Here is a 15,271-nt window from a genome sequence, read left to right as displayed (position 1 = left end):
TAATATTAATATAATATGAAGTAATCTGTCCCTTGGTTTTCCATTAGGGACAGTTTGCTTTAACCAATAATTTAAAGTGTCAATTTAAATCTGTTCTTTTGTAGTTATAAATTATGAAAAAAGTAACTCTAAAGGATATTGCCGGTCATTTTAAGGTGTCTATTTCAACCGTTTCTAAAGCGATTAATGATAGTCATGAAATTAGTAGTGACCTTAAGCTTAAGATACAGGCATACGCAAAAGAAAAGCACTATAAGCCTAATAGACTTGCTCTTAATTTATTGAATAGAAGCACCAAAACTATTGGTGTGGTTGTGCCTAATATATTAAATTACTTCTTTGTCCAAGTACTGTATGGTATAGAGAAAGTAGCCAATGAAAGTGGCTATAATATCATTAGCTGTATTAGTAACGAATCTAAAGCAAAAGAAACAAAAACGCTTGAATTTTTTGATGCAGGAACTGTTGATGGGGTTATTATGTCATTGGCAGAAGAAAGTCAGAATGAAGACAAACACGATGCTTTAATAGATGTTATTAATAACGATATTCCCGTAGTTCTTTTTGATAGGGTTTCAGACAACGTACAATGCGATAAAGTTGTAGTAGATGATCTTGAGGCAGGATATAAAATCACCAAACACCTAATTAATATTGGCTGTAAAAATATAGCGGTAGTTAACCCTATATCTAGTTCTAGTGTAGGGAAATTAAGGCTTTTAGGCTATAAGAAAGCGCTAGAAGAATTTGAGATGCCTTTTGATCCTAAATTGATTATTAATCTTACAGTTAAGGATGATTTAGATCTATTAATGTCGTTTTTACTGAATTATAAAACCATTGATGGTATTATAGGTATCGATGAATTAATTGCCGTACAAGTTTTGGAAGTAGTGAAAGCAAGAGGATATAATGTGCCAAACGATATTTCAATAATTGGTTTCACCAATGGGCAGTTATCAAAATACGTAACGCCATCATTGACCATGGTAAGCCAGCATGGTAAATATATAGGTGAGCTTACAGCTAAACTATTGATTAATAGAATAAAAGACCCAAGTTTACCTTACCAGACCAAGATTGTAAAAACAAGTTTATTGGTTAGGGATTCTACTAAAAAACTACAGTAATTTAAACTGTATCTGGGTGTGGATGTTCCCAATCTCCACGATAATTTCGCTGTAATAGGGCAGTGGCTTCAGGGTCATTTACAACAGTTCTGCTTTTTGGGTCGTAGACCAAAGGTCTTTTTAAATCCATTGAAAGATTGGCCAAAATGCAACTAGCAGATGAAATATGTCCCTCTTCAATATCTGCCACTGGTTTTGTACCGTTTTTTATGGCATTTAAAAAATCTATCATATGTCTACGTGTAGCGGGTGCCGCATGTAATTCTAAATCTTTTTCAGATGAGTCTTCAGGGTATTTCTCTTTCTCGTATAGCACTTCAAATTTTATAGGTTCGCTACCATCTATGGGGGTAAATTCAGCCTTCATAACGTCACCTTTAAGCACACCATTAGAACCATAAATTTTAAAAGCCCAAGGGTACTCGTTGTCAGCTGGGTTTCCCCATGTTCTATGTTGCCAATTACAGTTAAGTCCGTCATATTCAAAAACGGCGGACTGCGTATCTGATATATTAGATTTTCCACCTTTTTGAACAAATATTCCTCCTTCAGAACTAATACGTTTTGGCCATCCCAAACCTAACATCCAACGAACGGTATCTAACATATGCACACACATATCGCCCGTAATTCCATTTCCATATTCTCTAAACGTACGCCACCATCTTTTATGGGGTAGACCATCGTAAGGTCTCATAGGTGCAGGTCCTGTCCACATTTCATAATTGAAAAAATCAGGTACTTCTTGCACAGGTGGGTTGCCATTGGCACGCATGTGGTAATAGCAGCTCATATCAACATGACCAATGGTACCAAGTAAACCGGTATCAATAATTTGCTTTTTAGCATCTATTAAGTGCGGTGTACTTTTTCGTTGTGTTCCTACTTGTACGACCCTGTCATATTTTCTGGCTGCGGCAACCATAGCCTCACCCTCCATAACATCAACACTTATAGGCTTTTGAACATAAACATGAGCTCCAGATTTTAACGCTTCAATACACGTTAATGCGTGCCAATGATCTGGCGTACCAATAAGTACAATATCTAGACTATTGCTTTTTAGCATGATTCTATAATCAGTATAGAGCTTAGGTTTCTTTTTATTTTTTTGACGTTCAGAAACTAGTTGTGCTGCAGTGTTAAGTTGATTATCATCAACATCACAAAGTGCTACAACTTCAATATTTGCAACTTGTATAAGCCGCATTAAATCTCCGGTGCCATACCACCCGGTGCCTATAAGCGCTACCTTTTTCGGCTTTTCATTGGCAAAAAATTCAAACCCGTAAGAATTAAATGTTGTTAGCAGTAATGATGCTGATGCTACCTTAATAAAATTTCGGCGCTTAAAAGTGGTAGATGAAGTGGGCATGATAAGTTGAATATTAATAGATTATGAACATCTTAAAAAGTGGTGTCAATATAACGATTACTTTAAAAATAATGTTGAATGTTTAAGAATTTGTCAGTGTGATGCATTATTAGGTATATTTAAATCAAAATTAGTATCTATCCAATGAATTTACGTATCTCTATTATGTTATTATGTTTTTTAGTAACAGGTCTCACCAAAGCAGAAATTACACTACCTAAAATTTTCTCTAATGAAATGGTCTTACAAAGAGAGACCAATGTATTATTGTATGGTTGGGCAGACCCAAATGAAGAATTTACTATATACACAAGTTGGAACGATGCAACGGTAGTTGTAAAAACAGGAAATAATGCCAAATGGAAGGTTACTGTAGAAACACCAAAAGCAGGCGGACCGTTCCAAATACTCTTTAAAGGTAAAACCAATGAAATTACATTAAAAGATGTGTTGATAGGTGAGGTGTGGCTTTGTTCTGGACAGAGTAATATGGAGTGGAGTGCAAATAGTAAAATTGCGAATAAAGATGTGGAAATAGCCAATGCAAATTATCCAACTATTCGCTTATTTTCTGTAGCTAAAAGAACCTCAAAATATCCACAAGAAGATGTTTCTGGAACATGGGTAACCTGTTCCCCAGAATCTATGCAAGATTTTAGTGCGGTCGCCTATTTTTTTGCTAGAAGAGTTCAAGAGGAATTGAATATACCTATTGGGTTAGTAGATAACGCATGGGGAGCTTCAAGTGCAGAAGTGTGGACACCAGAATCTGTATTTAAAGCGCATCCAGAACTGGTAGAATCGCATAAAAAAATAGTGCCAAATAAATGGGTGACCGTAGAAAGGTCTTCATTATATAATGGTATGATTGCTCCTTTAACAAAATTTAAAATTGGCGGTGCTCTTTGGTATCAAGGCGAATCAAACACTGCCAATGCAGAAAATTATCAGAAACTTTTTTCGAATATGATTACATCTTGGCGAACGGCATGGCAAGATGATTTTCCATTTTACTATGTGCAAATAGCTCCATTTAAATATGGTGACGAGTTTAGCGGAGGTATAGTTAGAGACCAACAGCGTAGAACGCTTTCGTTAAAAAATACAGGGATGGCAATGACAAGCGATATTTGTACAGTAGAAGATATTCACCCTTTAAATAAGCAAGATGTTGGTTTGCGTTTGGCAAATATTGCTTTGAAAGATCATTATAATTTACTGCAGGGTCAAGAAGTCTATGGTCCGTTATATGCCTCTTCAGAAATTACAGGAAATCAAATTATAATAAATTTCAACCATGCTGATGGGTTATATAATAAAGGGAAAAAACTAAACCTTTTTGAAATTTCAAATGAAAAAGGGCAGTGGTTTGCCGCTAGGGCCAGAATTAAAAATGGAGCGGTAATCGTTAGCTCAAAAGAAGTGAAGAATCCTAAAGCGGTAAGATATGCTTGGCGAAGTACAGATATTAGTACGTTGTTCAATGCCGTTGGTTTACCAGCATCTACATTTATTAGTGAGTAAAAAATACATAAAGTGAACTAATGTGCTTTAAAAATATACGCCCGTCATGTAACTATGGTTATTCAGCTAAAAACACGGGTTCTTATTTTATTAAATAGTTAAATTGTAATCAATAACTAATTTCAAATTATGCAGATAAAAGAATCCTCAGAAATCTTTGATGTTATCATCGTAGGTTCAGGAGCAGGTGGTGGTATGGCTACCAAGCAGTTGGCAGATGCAGGTTTAAATGTAGCTGTTGTTGAAGCGGGTCCGTTTTTTGACCCAGCTGATCCAAAAACCATGACGCAATTAAAGCAGCCATATGATTCTCCACGTAGGGGAGCAGGTACAGATAGAGCTTTTGGCGAATGGGACATGTCTTGGGGAGATTGGGAAGTTGAAGGAGAGCCATATACACATGCAGAGGGAACTGAATTTAGGTGGTGGCGAGCAAGAATGCTAGGAGGACGAACCAACCACTGGGGACGTATTTCTTTGCGTTTCGGACCAAAGGATTTTAAAGGTAAAACACGTGATGGTCACGGAGATGATTGGCCAATAGGATATGAAGATGTTAAACCTTATTATGATAAATTAGACAAGTTAATTGGTGTTTTTGGTACCAATGAAGGTAGAGAAAATGATCCTGATGGGTTTTTTCTTCCTCCCCCGAAACCGAGATTACACGAGTTGTTTTATATAAATGGAGCAAAGAAGTCTAACGTACCGGTTATACCGGGTAGGCTTTCTATGTTAACCAAAAGAATTAACGCAGATCGTGGAGTTTGTTTCTATTGTGGACAATGTGGCAGATCTTGTCAAATATATGCCGATTTCTCAGCAGGTAGTTGTTTGATTTTTCCAGCTCAAAAGAGTGGTGGCCAGGTAAAATTGTTTGTAAATTCAATGGTACGTGAGGTTCTTACTAATGAAGAAGGTAAGGCAACAGGTGTCTCTTACATAAACAAAGAAGACAGAAAAGAATATACACTTAGAGGTAAAGTGGTTGTATTGGCAGCATCTGCATGTAGCTCTGCACGTATACTTTTAAACTCTAAGAGTAAGCAACACCCTAATGGTTTAGGAAACAGCAGTAACCTAGTTGGTAGATATTTACATGATTCTACAGGTTCAGGTGCTGCAGGTGTTATACCAGGCTTATTGAATAGAAAGACATCTTATAATGAAGATGGTGTAGGTGGTATGCACGTTTACTCACCTTGGTGGGGCGATAACTCTAAATTAAATTTCCCAAGAGGATATCATATTGAAGTTTGGGGAGGTATGAGTCAGCCTAACTACGGTTTTGGTTGGGATCCAAATGCTTTGAACCAATACTTCGGATTAAAATCAGGAGGTTATGGTGATAGTTTACGTGATGATGTAAAGAAATACTACGGGTCTGTAATAGGATTTGGTGGTCGTGGTGAAGCAATCGCCTATAAAGATAATTATTGTGAAATAGACCCTACAACGGTTGATCAATTTGGTATACCTGTTTTGAAGTTTAACTACAAGCATTCAGAATATGAAGTAAACCAGGCGAAGCATATGCAAGATACCTTTGAGGAGATTATTCATAACATGGGTGGTCACTATTTAGGAGAAAAGCCAGGAAAGGATAAAGATTACGGATTGAACAAACCAGGAGAGATTATTCATGAGGTAGGTACGACCAGAATGGGAGATGATCCTAAAACATCGGTTACAAATAAGTTTCAGCAGTTACATGATGTAGACAATGTATTTATTGTAGATGCAGGTGTTTTTGTATCTCAGGCAGATAAAAACTGTACTTGGACAATTATGGCACTTTCATGGAGAGCATCTGATTATATAATTGAACAACTTAAGGCACAAAATATTTAGAAGATGGATAGAAGAAAGAGTTTACAAACTTTAATACTCGGAGGTGCTGCGGCAACTTCTGGGCTGGTCTTCAATTCTTGTAAGACTGAAAATGGAGAATCTATTGATGAAGCCATTACAACCAGTAGCGAAAAGTATTTTGGAAGAACGCCTGCAGAATTAGAGCGTATTGAGAAGATTAATGCTGAACAACTTTTCAATGAGCATGAGATGGAAACCATTGCAGCTTTAAGTATAGTAATACTACCTCCAAAAGAACCACATGGTGGTCCAATAGAGGCAGGTGTGCCAGAGCTTGTTGAGTTTATGGGCAAGGATATTCCAGATTTGGCTCCTACTTTGTTAGGTGGACTAATGTGGTTAGATCATAAAAGCAATACTGAATTTGGTACTGAATTTAAGTCGGCAACCTTAGAGCAGAAAAAGCAAATTTGCGATGAAATCTGCTGGCATGATACAGAGAAACCTTTAAGCGAACAACCTTTAGAAATACAGTTTTTCTATACTATGCGTGGTCTTACGGTAACTGGTTACTATACTTCTAAAGTAGGTATTGCAGACTTGGGTTATAAAGGAAATTCACCAAATGTATGGGATGGCGTACCGCAAGATGTACTTGATCAACATGGTGTTGCTTACGACCCAGAATGGATAGCGAAATGTGTAGACCAAAGTCAACGAAACGTTATTGCAGAATGGGACGACGAAGGTAATTTACTTACGTAAATAGTAAAATGAGTATGAAAAAAGTAATAATAGCCGCTATCTTTTTAGGTAGTGGTTTTTTAGCGCAAGCCCAAGAAGTAGGATTGCAACTATACAGCCTTAGAAATCAATTTAAAATGGATGTGTCTAACACATTAGGATTGATTAATGAATGGGGTATCACTAAAATTGAAGGTGGCGAAACGTATGATTTACCAATAGAAGAGTTTAAGGCTTTACTAGAAGAAAATGATTTAGACGTAGTAAGTGTAGGCGCTGGATTTGGTGACTTGGAGAACGATGTAGAGAAGGTCATTAAAAATGCAAAAGATTTTGGAGCTAAATATGTAATGTGTGCATGGGTACCTCATGATGACAATAATTGGGCTTTAAAAGAAACAAAACACGCTACAGAAGTATTCAATAAGGCTGGTAAGATTTTGAAAGAAAAAGGACTAGTTTTAGCGTACCATCCACATGGTTATGAGTTTAGACCGTATAAGAATGGAACCTTGTTTGATTATATGGCTAAAAATGCAACTCATTTTACATTTGAATTAGATGTTTTTTGGGCACAACATGGAGGTGCAGATCCGCTAGCGCTAATGAAGAAATATCCAAAGAAAATTACATTATTACATCTAAAGGATATGGAAAAAGGTATAGAAGGAAATAATACCGGTCATGAAGAAGATGATACCAATGTAGTTTTAGGAACAGGGCAAATAGATATTGCCGGAGTAGTTGCTGAAGCTAAAAAATTAGGAATTGAATACATGTTTATAGAAGATGAATCTAAAAATGTAGTCACTCAAGTACCTAAAAGCTTAGTTTATCTTAGTCAACTTGAAGAATAGAACCAATTACCAATACCAACCATTAGCCCCTATTTCATTTTTGAAGTAGGGGCTTTTTTTATTTAAAAAAGTAGTAAAATTTATTTATTCCTTAACGGCTAAACCGACCATTGAATCTGCTGTTCCATAATACAGAAACCATTTGTCATTGAAATATACCAAGCCTTCAATAAAAGTTGTTCCAGCTTTATATTGACCACTTATTTCGTGCGGTAGACTAGGACAGATGAAAGGAGTATCTAATCGCTTTATCAATTTTGTAGGATCATTTTTATCAAATAAAGCTTGACCACCACAATAAGTACCTTCTGGGAACTTACTTGTTGCTCCTTCACCACTTAAGTTTTTTCCGTTATATAATAATAAAATACCATGTTCTGTATATAAAGCTGGTGGTCCAGGTTCGGTTAAGTGACTATCGAATTCATTTAATGATGGCGTAAAACTATGTAGTAATTCACCTTTTTCATTTAATGTAGGTTCCCAATCCACACCATTTATAGAAGTAGCAAGGTTCACAAACAATTCGCCCCAATACATTAAATACTGACTATTTATTTTTTTTGCAATTAGTCTGCCATCAATCAACTCGGTAACAATTGATCCAGATTTGCTCCATTCGTCCAAAAACTTACCGTCGTAAGCATCTTCAAACACAGGACCTTGTTTTGTCCATTCTTTAAGGTTGGTAGATGTAGCACTAGATAAACGGGCAATATCTTTGTTCCAACTTGTATAGAGCATAATATACGTACCGTCAGGTGATTCTATAATGCGTGGGTCTTCAATACCACCAGGTTGATCATATTGAGAAAACTCGTCATTGTCAGGGAAAAGTACAGGAGTAGGGTGTTTGGTGAAATTTATACCATCAACACTATAGGCTAAACCTATACGAGAAGTTCTATGCCCTAAAATAGCTTTAGGATTATCTTCTGCCCTAAATAGCAGAAATACAGTGTCGTTTTTTACTATTGCACCCGGATTAAAAACATCGGCTTTTTGCCATTGAACCTCTTTTTTAGAAATAGGATCTAAGAAAGTATAAGAAGAATCTGCTTGCATTATAGGGTTGATATCTGTTTTCTCAAAACCTAATAACCAAGGCGATTCTACTGCTTCGGTTGTTGTAGTAAATGATTTCTTTTCATTTTTACAGGAGACACAAAAAATAGCAAGCGTTAAAAGTAGGAATAGGTTGTTGTTCATGGTTTTTAGTTAAATTGCTGTAATTAAAGGTTTAAGTAAGGTAGCCAAATTTCTATCAGAACTAACACTATTTAGTATAATATATTGAACACCAAAAGAGTATAGAAAATGAGTTCGTTGATTATTTTAAAAAACAACTATCTAAGCTATAAGTGCTTGCTTATTATCATTATCAGTTTTTTATTCCTACAATCTTGTAAGGACAATGCCAAAACTGTAAAAGCAGAAACAGCGACTACTGATGTAGAAATTAACGAAGATTCTATTTCCAAAATAGAACCAATAGCCATAAAAATTGAGAAGAAAGTTACACCGTTGACTTCTTTAAAAGATACAACATTTGTACGCTTAGCAGATTATAGCGATGGTTTTGAATATGATTTAAGATACGCTACCAATAATAATTTTCTAAAGGAAAAAGTATACGATTGTGCAGAATGCTATACAAGAGTAAAAACAGTAAAGGCTTTATTAAGAGCTAATGAAGAGTTTAAAAAGAGCGGAGTAAAAATAAAGTTTTATGATTGCTACAGACCTAATTCTGTACAATACAAAATGTGGAAAATAGTGCCTAATCCACAATATGTTGCTAACCCAGTAAAAGGTTCTATACATAATAAAGGTGGTGCGGTAGATATAACTTTGGTTACTTTAGACGGGGAGGAGCTGGATATGGGAACCGATTTTGATTTTTTCGGAAAAAGGGCCTATCACGATAATTTTGACTTGCCAAAAGAAATTCTTGATAACAGGAAACTATTAAAAAGCACCATGGAAAAATTCGGATTTTGGTCTACCAGAACAGAATGGTGGCATTATAACTTACAAGGGACTTCAAATGACCCAATAGCAAACTTTAAATGGAATTGTGAATAGTATAAATTATACGATATGAAAAACAGATTATTGCTGTTATTGTTACTAATGGTAAACAGCTTCTTTGCTCAAGATACTATTATGCAGTTATGGCCTAAAGATAAAATACCTAATCACTTAAAAAGTGTGGAAAAAGAAATACATGAGCAAAATGAAATTTTGCGAATTAGTAAAGTTCAAGTCCCTACAATTGAAGTGTATTTACCATCAAAACGAGATGCTACGGGAGAGGCAGTTTTAATTTTTCCTGGCGGAGGGTATGGAATATTAGCCTATGATTGGGAAGGTACAGATATTGCAAAATTTTTGAACAGTAAGGGTATTGCAGGTATAGTGGTAAAATATCGTCTACCATCAGATATTTCGCAAACCGACAAAAAGTACGTACCACTTTTAGATGCTCAAAGAGCGGTAAGGCTAGTTCGGGGTAATGCTGAAAAGTTTAATATAAAGCCGAATAAAATAGGAATTATTGGATTTTCAGCTGGCGGACATTTAGCATCTACATTGGGAACGCATTTTAATGAAAAAGTTTATGAGCCAATTGATCGTATAGATGATGAAAGTGCACGTCCAGATTTTATGGCGTTGGGATATCCTGTAATTTCTTTTGGAGAGATGACTCATCTAGGCTCAAAGAAAAATTTAATAGGGGAAAACCCAACCTCCGAATTAGTCAATTATTTCTCAAATGAAAAACAAGTTACTGAGCTAACTCCACCTACATTTTTATTACACGCAACAGATGATACCGTAGTGCCAGTAGAAAATAGTTTATTGTTCTACAAAGCTGTTAAGGATAAAGGAGTATCGGTAACCATGCATATTTACCCAAAAGGTGGTCACGGTTTCGGGTTAGGTTTACATGATGAACATTTAAAAGATTGGGGAAATAGAATGTTAGATTGGATAGTATCGCTGAGATAATTAATTTAAGTTTTGGTAAAAGTTAGATTTTAATCTATAGAACTTCTTTATTTTTGCAGGCTTAATTTCGGGATGTAGCGCAGTCCGGTAGCGCACTCGGCTGGGGGTCGAGTGGTCGCAGGTTCAAATCCTGTCATCCCGACCAAGCGATAAAGTGAACCATGTGAATGGTTCACTTTTTTGATTACAAGAACGTCATAAGTAAAACTTATGTAAACTATTTGAATAAAAAGAGAGGCGTTAGTTAGCCTTCACTTTGTCATTTGTAGTTGACATAATCAAGCTGAATTTTTTTAAGGGTAATAAGTGAAGTGAAAATTAGTAATGATAAATAACACATAGGTATTCCCGAATCACTTTTAGGGCATTCTGCATTACCTATAAACTGCATTACCGATGCCACTAAAGCAATTAGTGTTGCAATACCGGTAAATAAGAAATAAATGAGATTCCATTTTTTAAGCAAATGCGAAATAAAGGGAAGTATAAAACAAATTAAGATAATTAGACAAGCAGGTACTGCCCCAAATTTAGGGCAGCCATTACCAGTTGCAAATTCTGTAATTACTAGACTCCCCGCGCCGAAAATACCGATGACGAAAAATACATTTATAATTTTAAAGTAATTCTTAGACAAAAGGATTCAATTGTATACCCAAAGCCTTATATAAATTCTAAATGCTAATATGTTAATGGGCAATCACAGCATATATAACACCAATAAAAATGATTCCGCCGAAAGTAAACCCAACCAATTTACCAGTAATTTTGGATCCTTTAAAAGCGGCAATACCTAGTTTAACCAACATATTACTCATTACGGCGGTGACGATGACCGAAGAAGCTAATTTTAATTTTTCCTCATCCAAGGCAAATTTTGCTAAGCTAATGGTAATGGCATCGGTATCTGCTAAACCAGCGATTAAAGCTGAGTAATATAATCCGCTTTCACCAAAAAACTGATTACTATAAAAGACAGCAAATAGAATTATTACATAAATAACTCCGAACCCAATGGCATTAAGAAGATTCATTGGATTTCCAAGTTTAATGTTTGTGTCAGGTTTATTTGAATCCTCTTTAATTAATACTAAAGACACTGTAAGACATATTATTGAGAAAATTGCAAAAGGTATAGCTACATACATAAATAACGCACTATTGAATATGTAAGTCAACAATGCGAGTCTGGGAAACATAATTGCCGATGCAATGATGATACCCGCAGCATATTTTTTGGATAGTTCGGGAGATTCAATACTTCTAGATGCATAGCTCCAGGTTACCGCGGTGCTTGAAATGAGTCCACCAAGAATTGCTGTTAATAAAATTCCTTTTTTAGAGCCTACAAATTTGACCAGAAAATAACCAATGAAATTTAAGAAAGAAACGATAACGACAATAGATCCTATCTCAAACGGATTTAATAATTCATTGGGTCCGTAATTGTTATTGGGTAAAAAGGGTAATATCAATAAAGCTATAATGGAAAATTTAATTAAAGCAAAAAGCTCGTCTGAGGTAATATTGCTAATAACGGTATGAAAACGGGTTTTAAGAGAAAGCAGCGTAACTATTATAACAGCCGTAGCTACAGCATTTCTATAATATGCAGCAGAAACCATTAAGCCTAATAATAATGTTGCAATCAAAGCTAAGTTGGTGGTAAAACTTCTTTCATATGCTATGGTTTCTTTATATAAATGATTGAAACCTAAAAAGAAAATAAAAGCACCGAACGCAACTATTGGTAACCATACGGTATAGATATCAGTTAGGCTACCTAGTGCAAAGCCTAAAATAGCAACAATGGGAAAAGCTCTTATTCCGGCAAAACCTTTGTCTTCTTTAAGGTTATTGTATTCTCTCTCTAAACCAAGAATAAGACCAATACCTAGACTGATAATAACACCTAGAATATAGGGATCTATAACTTTACTTATAATTTTGATGTCATCCATATGTTTTACATTTAGAATTGATCATTTCTAAATATCGATATAACAATGTAAAACCCTAAGAGTGCAGATAATACAAACCCAATAGCTCCTAAAAGGGGAATTCCATTTACTAATGGGGGCATTTTAGCCATTACTAAAAGTGAAGATCCTATAGAAAGAGCTGCTATAATAACGGCAAATACCAAACGATTTACAGCTTTACTTGTAGCAAGTTGAAATTCTTGCAGTCCTTTATGTTCGTGAACAACTTCTAATTTTCCTTCTTTTATTTTTTTAATGATGGTATTAATGTCATCAGGTAACGTGTCAGCTAGTTCATTAATTTCTTTTATACGTTTCAGGTTCTTTTTCAAAAGGTATTTAAAGCTAAAACGCTTGCGCATTATTTTTGCCGTATACGGCTCTAGATTATTAGTGATATTAAATTCAGGATCTAGTTTAAGACCTACACCTTCAATAAGAACAATTCCCCTTATTAGCATATAAAGGTAGTGGGGTATTATAATTTGATTTTCGTATAATACAATTTTGAACTGAGATAAGGTATCACCAAGTTTAATGTTTTGTATAGCGGTATTGCTAACGCCATCTAATAATTCATATAGATCTTGTTCTAATTTTTTATAATCGGGTATGTTGGTTCTAATGGCTATTTTTTCGAGGAGAGTGATAATTCTTTTAACGTCTTTACTTAAAAAATACAGTAATAGATCATTTATTGATTCACGTTCGTTGGGTAAAATAGTGCCCATCATTCCAAAATCAAGAAAACATATCTGTCCTGTTTCTGCGAGTATAAAAATGTTTCCTGGATGTGGGTCTGCATGAAAAAAGCCAAAATCTAATATTTGCTCAATATATAAGTCTACCCCAATTTTAGCAACTGCTTTAGGATTAATATTTACTGCTTTTAAACTATTGATATTAGAGACTTTGATACCGTCAATATATTCCATACAAATAATTGTATCGGAAGAAAAATCTCGATAAACTTCTGGAACGTGAATAGATTCATTTCCCCTGAAATTAGCGGCAAAACGTTCTGTATTCTCTATTTCCTTTGCAAATTGGAGCTCTTCTTTTATACTTTTTTCAAAAGAATCTATAACTCGTATTGGTTGAAAAGCTTGTGCCTGACTACTGTATTTTTCAAGACTTTCCGCTACTTGCTTCATGACCATTAGGTCAGCTTCAATAACTTCTGTAATATTTGGTCTTTGAATTTTTAAGATAACCTCATCCCCATTAATAAGTTGGGCTCTATGTACTTGAGCCAAGGATGCCGCTGCTAATGGTTCTAACTTTATGGTTGCGAAATATTTAAATTTTTCTTCACCAAGGTTTTCTTCTACCACTTTTAAAACATCAAAGTCTTTGACCATAGGTACATGGTCTTGCAATTTCTCAAGTTCTAATATTAACTCTAGCGGCAACATATCTTCTCTAGTACTGAAAATCTGCCCTAATTTTATGTAAGTGGGCCCTAGGTCTTCCAAGACCATACGAATGCGTTCGTATTTTGAAAAAGATAAATTCTTCTTAGTATCAGGATGGTTTTCTAAATACTTATTTGGAACTAATTTTAAAATTGGGCTATGCGACAGCACATCTTCAAAGCCATATTTAACAAGTACATTGAATAAAGTGGCGTACCTCTTTATTTCTTTTTGAGATGGAATTCTTAATATGGCCATTTAGTATTGGTCTTTTGCGATATGTTTTTATTCATATTATAAAATGGAAATAGTCGTCAACTAATATTTATTACGAACTTGATAATTTTATAAAATCTAATTTTAAATTGATTTTTAAAGAGCAGTTTTATGCTCATCTAAATAATGATTTAAGAGTTGTTTTAAACTTTCAAGATATTCATGCATAATCTCTTTGTCCATGTGCGGATGTTGAATAACAGGTAAGGTTAAGGGGTTTTCATCTAATGATCGATAAAGCTCTGGGTAATTCGTTTCTATGTTCAATGTAAGTTCTGTGATTTCATTAAGTATTTTATGTAATTGCTTCATATTCTTTGTTTTAATTAATTGACTTGTGGTAAAACTAATAAAGGAATTTTTGTTTTAGCACTTAGATTTTTAATGATATTTTCTCTTAAGAGTTGATTGAAAAAGCCATGTTTGGTTTTTAAAATTACCATGGTGTCAATACTCTTATTTTCTTTTTCAATTTGATAAAGAGTATAAGCCACATTGTCTTGAAGTTCAATTTCAAAAAAATGATTTTTAACTTCTTTCAATTCACTTTTCAATAATTCTTTGTTCGATTTTTGTTCATCGCTTAAAGCTTCTTCGGTTTTGACATGTGCAATATTTAAAGTAGTTTTTTTTAAGTTAACCATTTTCAAAAGAGGAGATAACTCTGCATTTGTAAACGTATGTTTATAATCGGTAGCCAAAACAATTTCTTTTGAACTAGACCTCTTATATTCTGGTGGAACAATAATTAAAGCTGAATTTTCTAGATGCTTAATTAGATCTAAAGCATTGCTACCAATAAAAATCTGACTGAAAGTAGATGTGCCCTTTGTGCCAATAATAACAAAATCTGCGTTTATGATGTTTTGAGATTGGTTCGTTAAATTCAAAACAGATTCCGTTTTTAAAATACCTTCAAAATAGAAATCTTTATCCGCAGTTTGTAATTCTAAACTTTTTACCAAAAAATCTAAAGATTTTTGAGTGGCAGATTTAGACATTTCTGATGACGGCGCATTATGGTAGCCATGAAGAATGTAAAAAGTGCATGCCTCATTTTTAAAAAGCTCAAGAGCGTAATCAATTGCTTTTAGTGCATTTACAGAAAAATCTGTAGGTATAATAACTTTTTTCATAGTTGAAA

General features: G+C 34.6%; 14 protein-coding genes and 1 tRNA gene. 8 read left to right on the top strand and 7 right to left on the bottom strand.

The annotated features are described in order from the left end of the window. The first annotated feature begins 113 nt into the window (after positions 1–113). The gene (locus BM296_RS13390; protein ID WP_245787018.1) at positions 114–1,130 is read left to right on the top strand and encodes a LacI family DNA-binding transcriptional regulator; all 1,017 of its coding nucleotides are present in this window, start codon (positions 114–116) and stop codon (positions 1,128–1,130) included. Between the two features lies 1 nt (position 1,131). On the opposite strand, the gene BM296_RS13385 is transcribed toward BM296_RS13390, so the two are convergent. Continuing rightward, on the bottom strand, positions 1,132–2,505 hold the full coding sequence (locus tag BM296_RS13385; protein ID WP_091903605.1) for a Gfo/Idh/MocA family protein: 1,374 nt from the start codon (positions 2,503–2,505) through the stop codon (positions 1,132–1,134). Positions 2,506–2,649: 144 nt separating this feature from the next. On the opposite strand from BM296_RS13385, the gene BM296_RS13380 reads away from it, so the two are divergent. The 4 genes from BM296_RS13380 (at position 2,650) to BM296_RS13365 (ending at position 7,442) form a co-directional block, all read left to right on the top strand. Continuing rightward, positions 2,650–4,029, top strand: a complete 1,380-nt coding sequence (locus BM296_RS13380; RefSeq protein WP_091903603.1) for a sialate O-acetylesterase — start codon at positions 2,650–2,652, stop codon at positions 4,027–4,029. Between the two features lie 129 nt (positions 4,030–4,158). Beyond that, positions 4,159–5,880 (top strand): GMC family oxidoreductase, encoded by a 1,722-nt coding sequence (locus tag BM296_RS13375; RefSeq protein WP_027067617.1) that lies wholly within the window; start codon positions 4,159–4,161, stop codon positions 5,878–5,880. Between the two features lie 3 nt (positions 5,881–5,883). Then, positions 5,884–6,606, top strand: coding sequence for a gluconate 2-dehydrogenase subunit 3 family protein (locus BM296_RS13370; RefSeq protein WP_091903601.1), 723 nt, complete (start codon positions 5,884–5,886; stop codon positions 6,604–6,606). Between the two features lie 14 nt (positions 6,607–6,620). After that, positions 6,621–7,442 (top strand): sugar phosphate isomerase/epimerase family protein, encoded by an 822-nt coding sequence (locus tag BM296_RS13365; protein WP_245787017.1) that lies wholly within the window; start codon positions 6,621–6,623, stop codon positions 7,440–7,442. Positions 7,443–7,526: 84 nt separating this feature from the next. Here BM296_RS13365 and BM296_RS13360 read toward each other — a convergent pair whose 3' ends face one another. Beyond that, a complete protein-coding gene (locus BM296_RS13360) occupies positions 7,527–8,651 on the bottom strand; it encodes a glycoside hydrolase family 130 protein (RefSeq protein WP_091903598.1) in 1,125 nt (374 codons plus the stop codon). 108 nt (positions 8,652–8,759) lie between these two features. Here BM296_RS13360 and BM296_RS13355 point away from each other — a divergent pair, with 108 nt between their 5' ends. The 3 genes from BM296_RS13355 to BM296_RS13345 all read left to right on the top strand — a co-directional run bounded on the left by BM296_RS13355 (position 8,760) and on the right by BM296_RS13345 (position 10,599). Then, positions 8,760–9,527: a M15 family metallopeptidase gene (locus BM296_RS13355; RefSeq protein ID WP_091903596.1), complete on the top strand. Its 768-nt coding sequence runs from the start codon at positions 8,760–8,762 to the stop codon at positions 9,525–9,527. 15 nt (positions 9,528–9,542) lie between these two features. Continuing rightward, the gene (locus tag BM296_RS13350) at positions 9,543–10,454 is read left to right on the top strand and encodes an alpha/beta hydrolase (RefSeq protein ID WP_091903594.1); all 912 of its coding nucleotides are present in this window, start codon (positions 9,543–9,545) and stop codon (positions 10,452–10,454) included. A gap of 68 nt (positions 10,455–10,522) precedes the next feature. Beyond that, positions 10,523–10,599: transfer RNA gene (locus BM296_RS13345), tRNA-Pro, on the top strand. Positions 10,600–10,713: 114 nt separating this feature from the next. Here the strand turns inward: BM296_RS13345 and BM296_RS13340 are convergent. From BM296_RS13340 to BM296_RS13320, 5 genes are all read right to left on the bottom strand, one after another. Continuing rightward, positions 10,714–11,091, bottom strand: coding sequence for a hypothetical protein (locus BM296_RS13340; RefSeq protein WP_091903592.1), 378 nt, complete (start codon positions 11,089–11,091; stop codon positions 10,714–10,716). Positions 11,092–11,143: 52 nt separating this feature from the next. After that, positions 11,144–12,415 (bottom strand): MgtC/SapB family protein, encoded by a 1,272-nt coding sequence (locus tag BM296_RS13335; RefSeq protein WP_091903590.1) that lies wholly within the window; start codon positions 12,413–12,415, stop codon positions 11,144–11,146. A gap of 11 nt (positions 12,416–12,426) precedes the next feature. Continuing rightward, positions 12,427–14,109 carry an ABC1 kinase family protein gene (locus BM296_RS13330; RefSeq protein ID WP_091903588.1) on the bottom strand — a complete coding sequence of 561 codons (1,683 nt, stop codon included), beginning with the start codon at positions 14,107–14,109 and terminating at the stop codon, positions 12,427–12,429. 114 nt (positions 14,110–14,223) lie between these two features. Next, positions 14,224–14,439, bottom strand: a complete 216-nt coding sequence (locus BM296_RS13325) for a hypothetical protein (RefSeq protein WP_091903586.1) — start codon at positions 14,437–14,439, stop codon at positions 14,224–14,226. A gap of 14 nt (positions 14,440–14,453) precedes the next feature. Then, on the bottom strand, positions 14,454–15,263 hold the full coding sequence (locus BM296_RS13320) for a universal stress protein (RefSeq protein WP_091903584.1): 810 nt from the start codon (positions 15,261–15,263) through the stop codon (positions 14,454–14,456). Positions 15,264–15,271 lie beyond the last annotated feature (8 nt).

It is taken from the genome of Maribacter stanieri (assembly GCF_900112245.1).
Lineage (GTDB): Bacteria > Bacteroidota > Bacteroidia > Flavobacteriales > Flavobacteriaceae > Maribacter > Maribacter stanieri.
Note: the sequence above shows the minus strand (reverse complement) of the source record. Positions and strands in the feature narration are given on the sequence as shown.

Coding starts and splice junctions, on each gene's coding strand:
- BM296_RS13390 (WP_245787018.1), top strand. CDS start 114: ATGAAAAAAGTAACTCTAAAGGATATTGCCGGTCATTTTAAGGTGTCT.
- BM296_RS13385 (WP_091903605.1), bottom strand. CDS start 2,505: ATGCCCACTTCATCTACCACTTTTAAGCGCCGAAATTTTATTAAGGTA.
- BM296_RS13380 (WP_091903603.1), top strand. CDS start 2,650: ATGAATTTACGTATCTCTATTATGTTATTATGTTTTTTAGTAACAGGT.
- BM296_RS13375 (WP_027067617.1), top strand. CDS start 4,159: ATGCAGATAAAAGAATCCTCAGAAATCTTTGATGTTATCATCGTAGGT.
- BM296_RS13370 (WP_091903601.1), top strand. CDS start 5,884: ATGGATAGAAGAAAGAGTTTACAAACTTTAATACTCGGAGGTGCTGCG.
- BM296_RS13365 (WP_245787017.1), top strand. CDS start 6,621: ATGAAAAAAGTAATAATAGCCGCTATCTTTTTAGGTAGTGGTTTTTTA.
- BM296_RS13360 (WP_091903598.1), bottom strand. CDS start 8,651: ATGAACAACAACCTATTCCTACTTTTAACGCTTGCTATTTTTTGTGTC.
- BM296_RS13355 (WP_091903596.1), top strand. CDS start 8,760: ATGAGTTCGTTGATTATTTTAAAAAACAACTATCTAAGCTATAAGTGC.
- BM296_RS13350 (WP_091903594.1), top strand. CDS start 9,543: ATGAAAAACAGATTATTGCTGTTATTGTTACTAATGGTAAACAGCTTC.
- BM296_RS13335 (WP_091903590.1), bottom strand. CDS start 12,415: ATGGATGACATCAAAATTATAAGTAAAGTTATAGATCCCTATATTCTA.
- BM296_RS13330 (WP_091903588.1), bottom strand. CDS start 14,109: ATGGCCATATTAAGAATTCCATCTCAAAAAGAAATAAAGAGGTACGCC.
- BM296_RS13325 (WP_091903586.1), bottom strand. CDS start 14,439: ATGAAGCAATTACATAAAATACTTAATGAAATCACAGAACTTACATTG.
- BM296_RS13320 (WP_091903584.1), bottom strand. CDS start 15,263: ATGAAAAAAGTTATTATACCTACAGATTTTTCTGTAAATGCACTAAAA.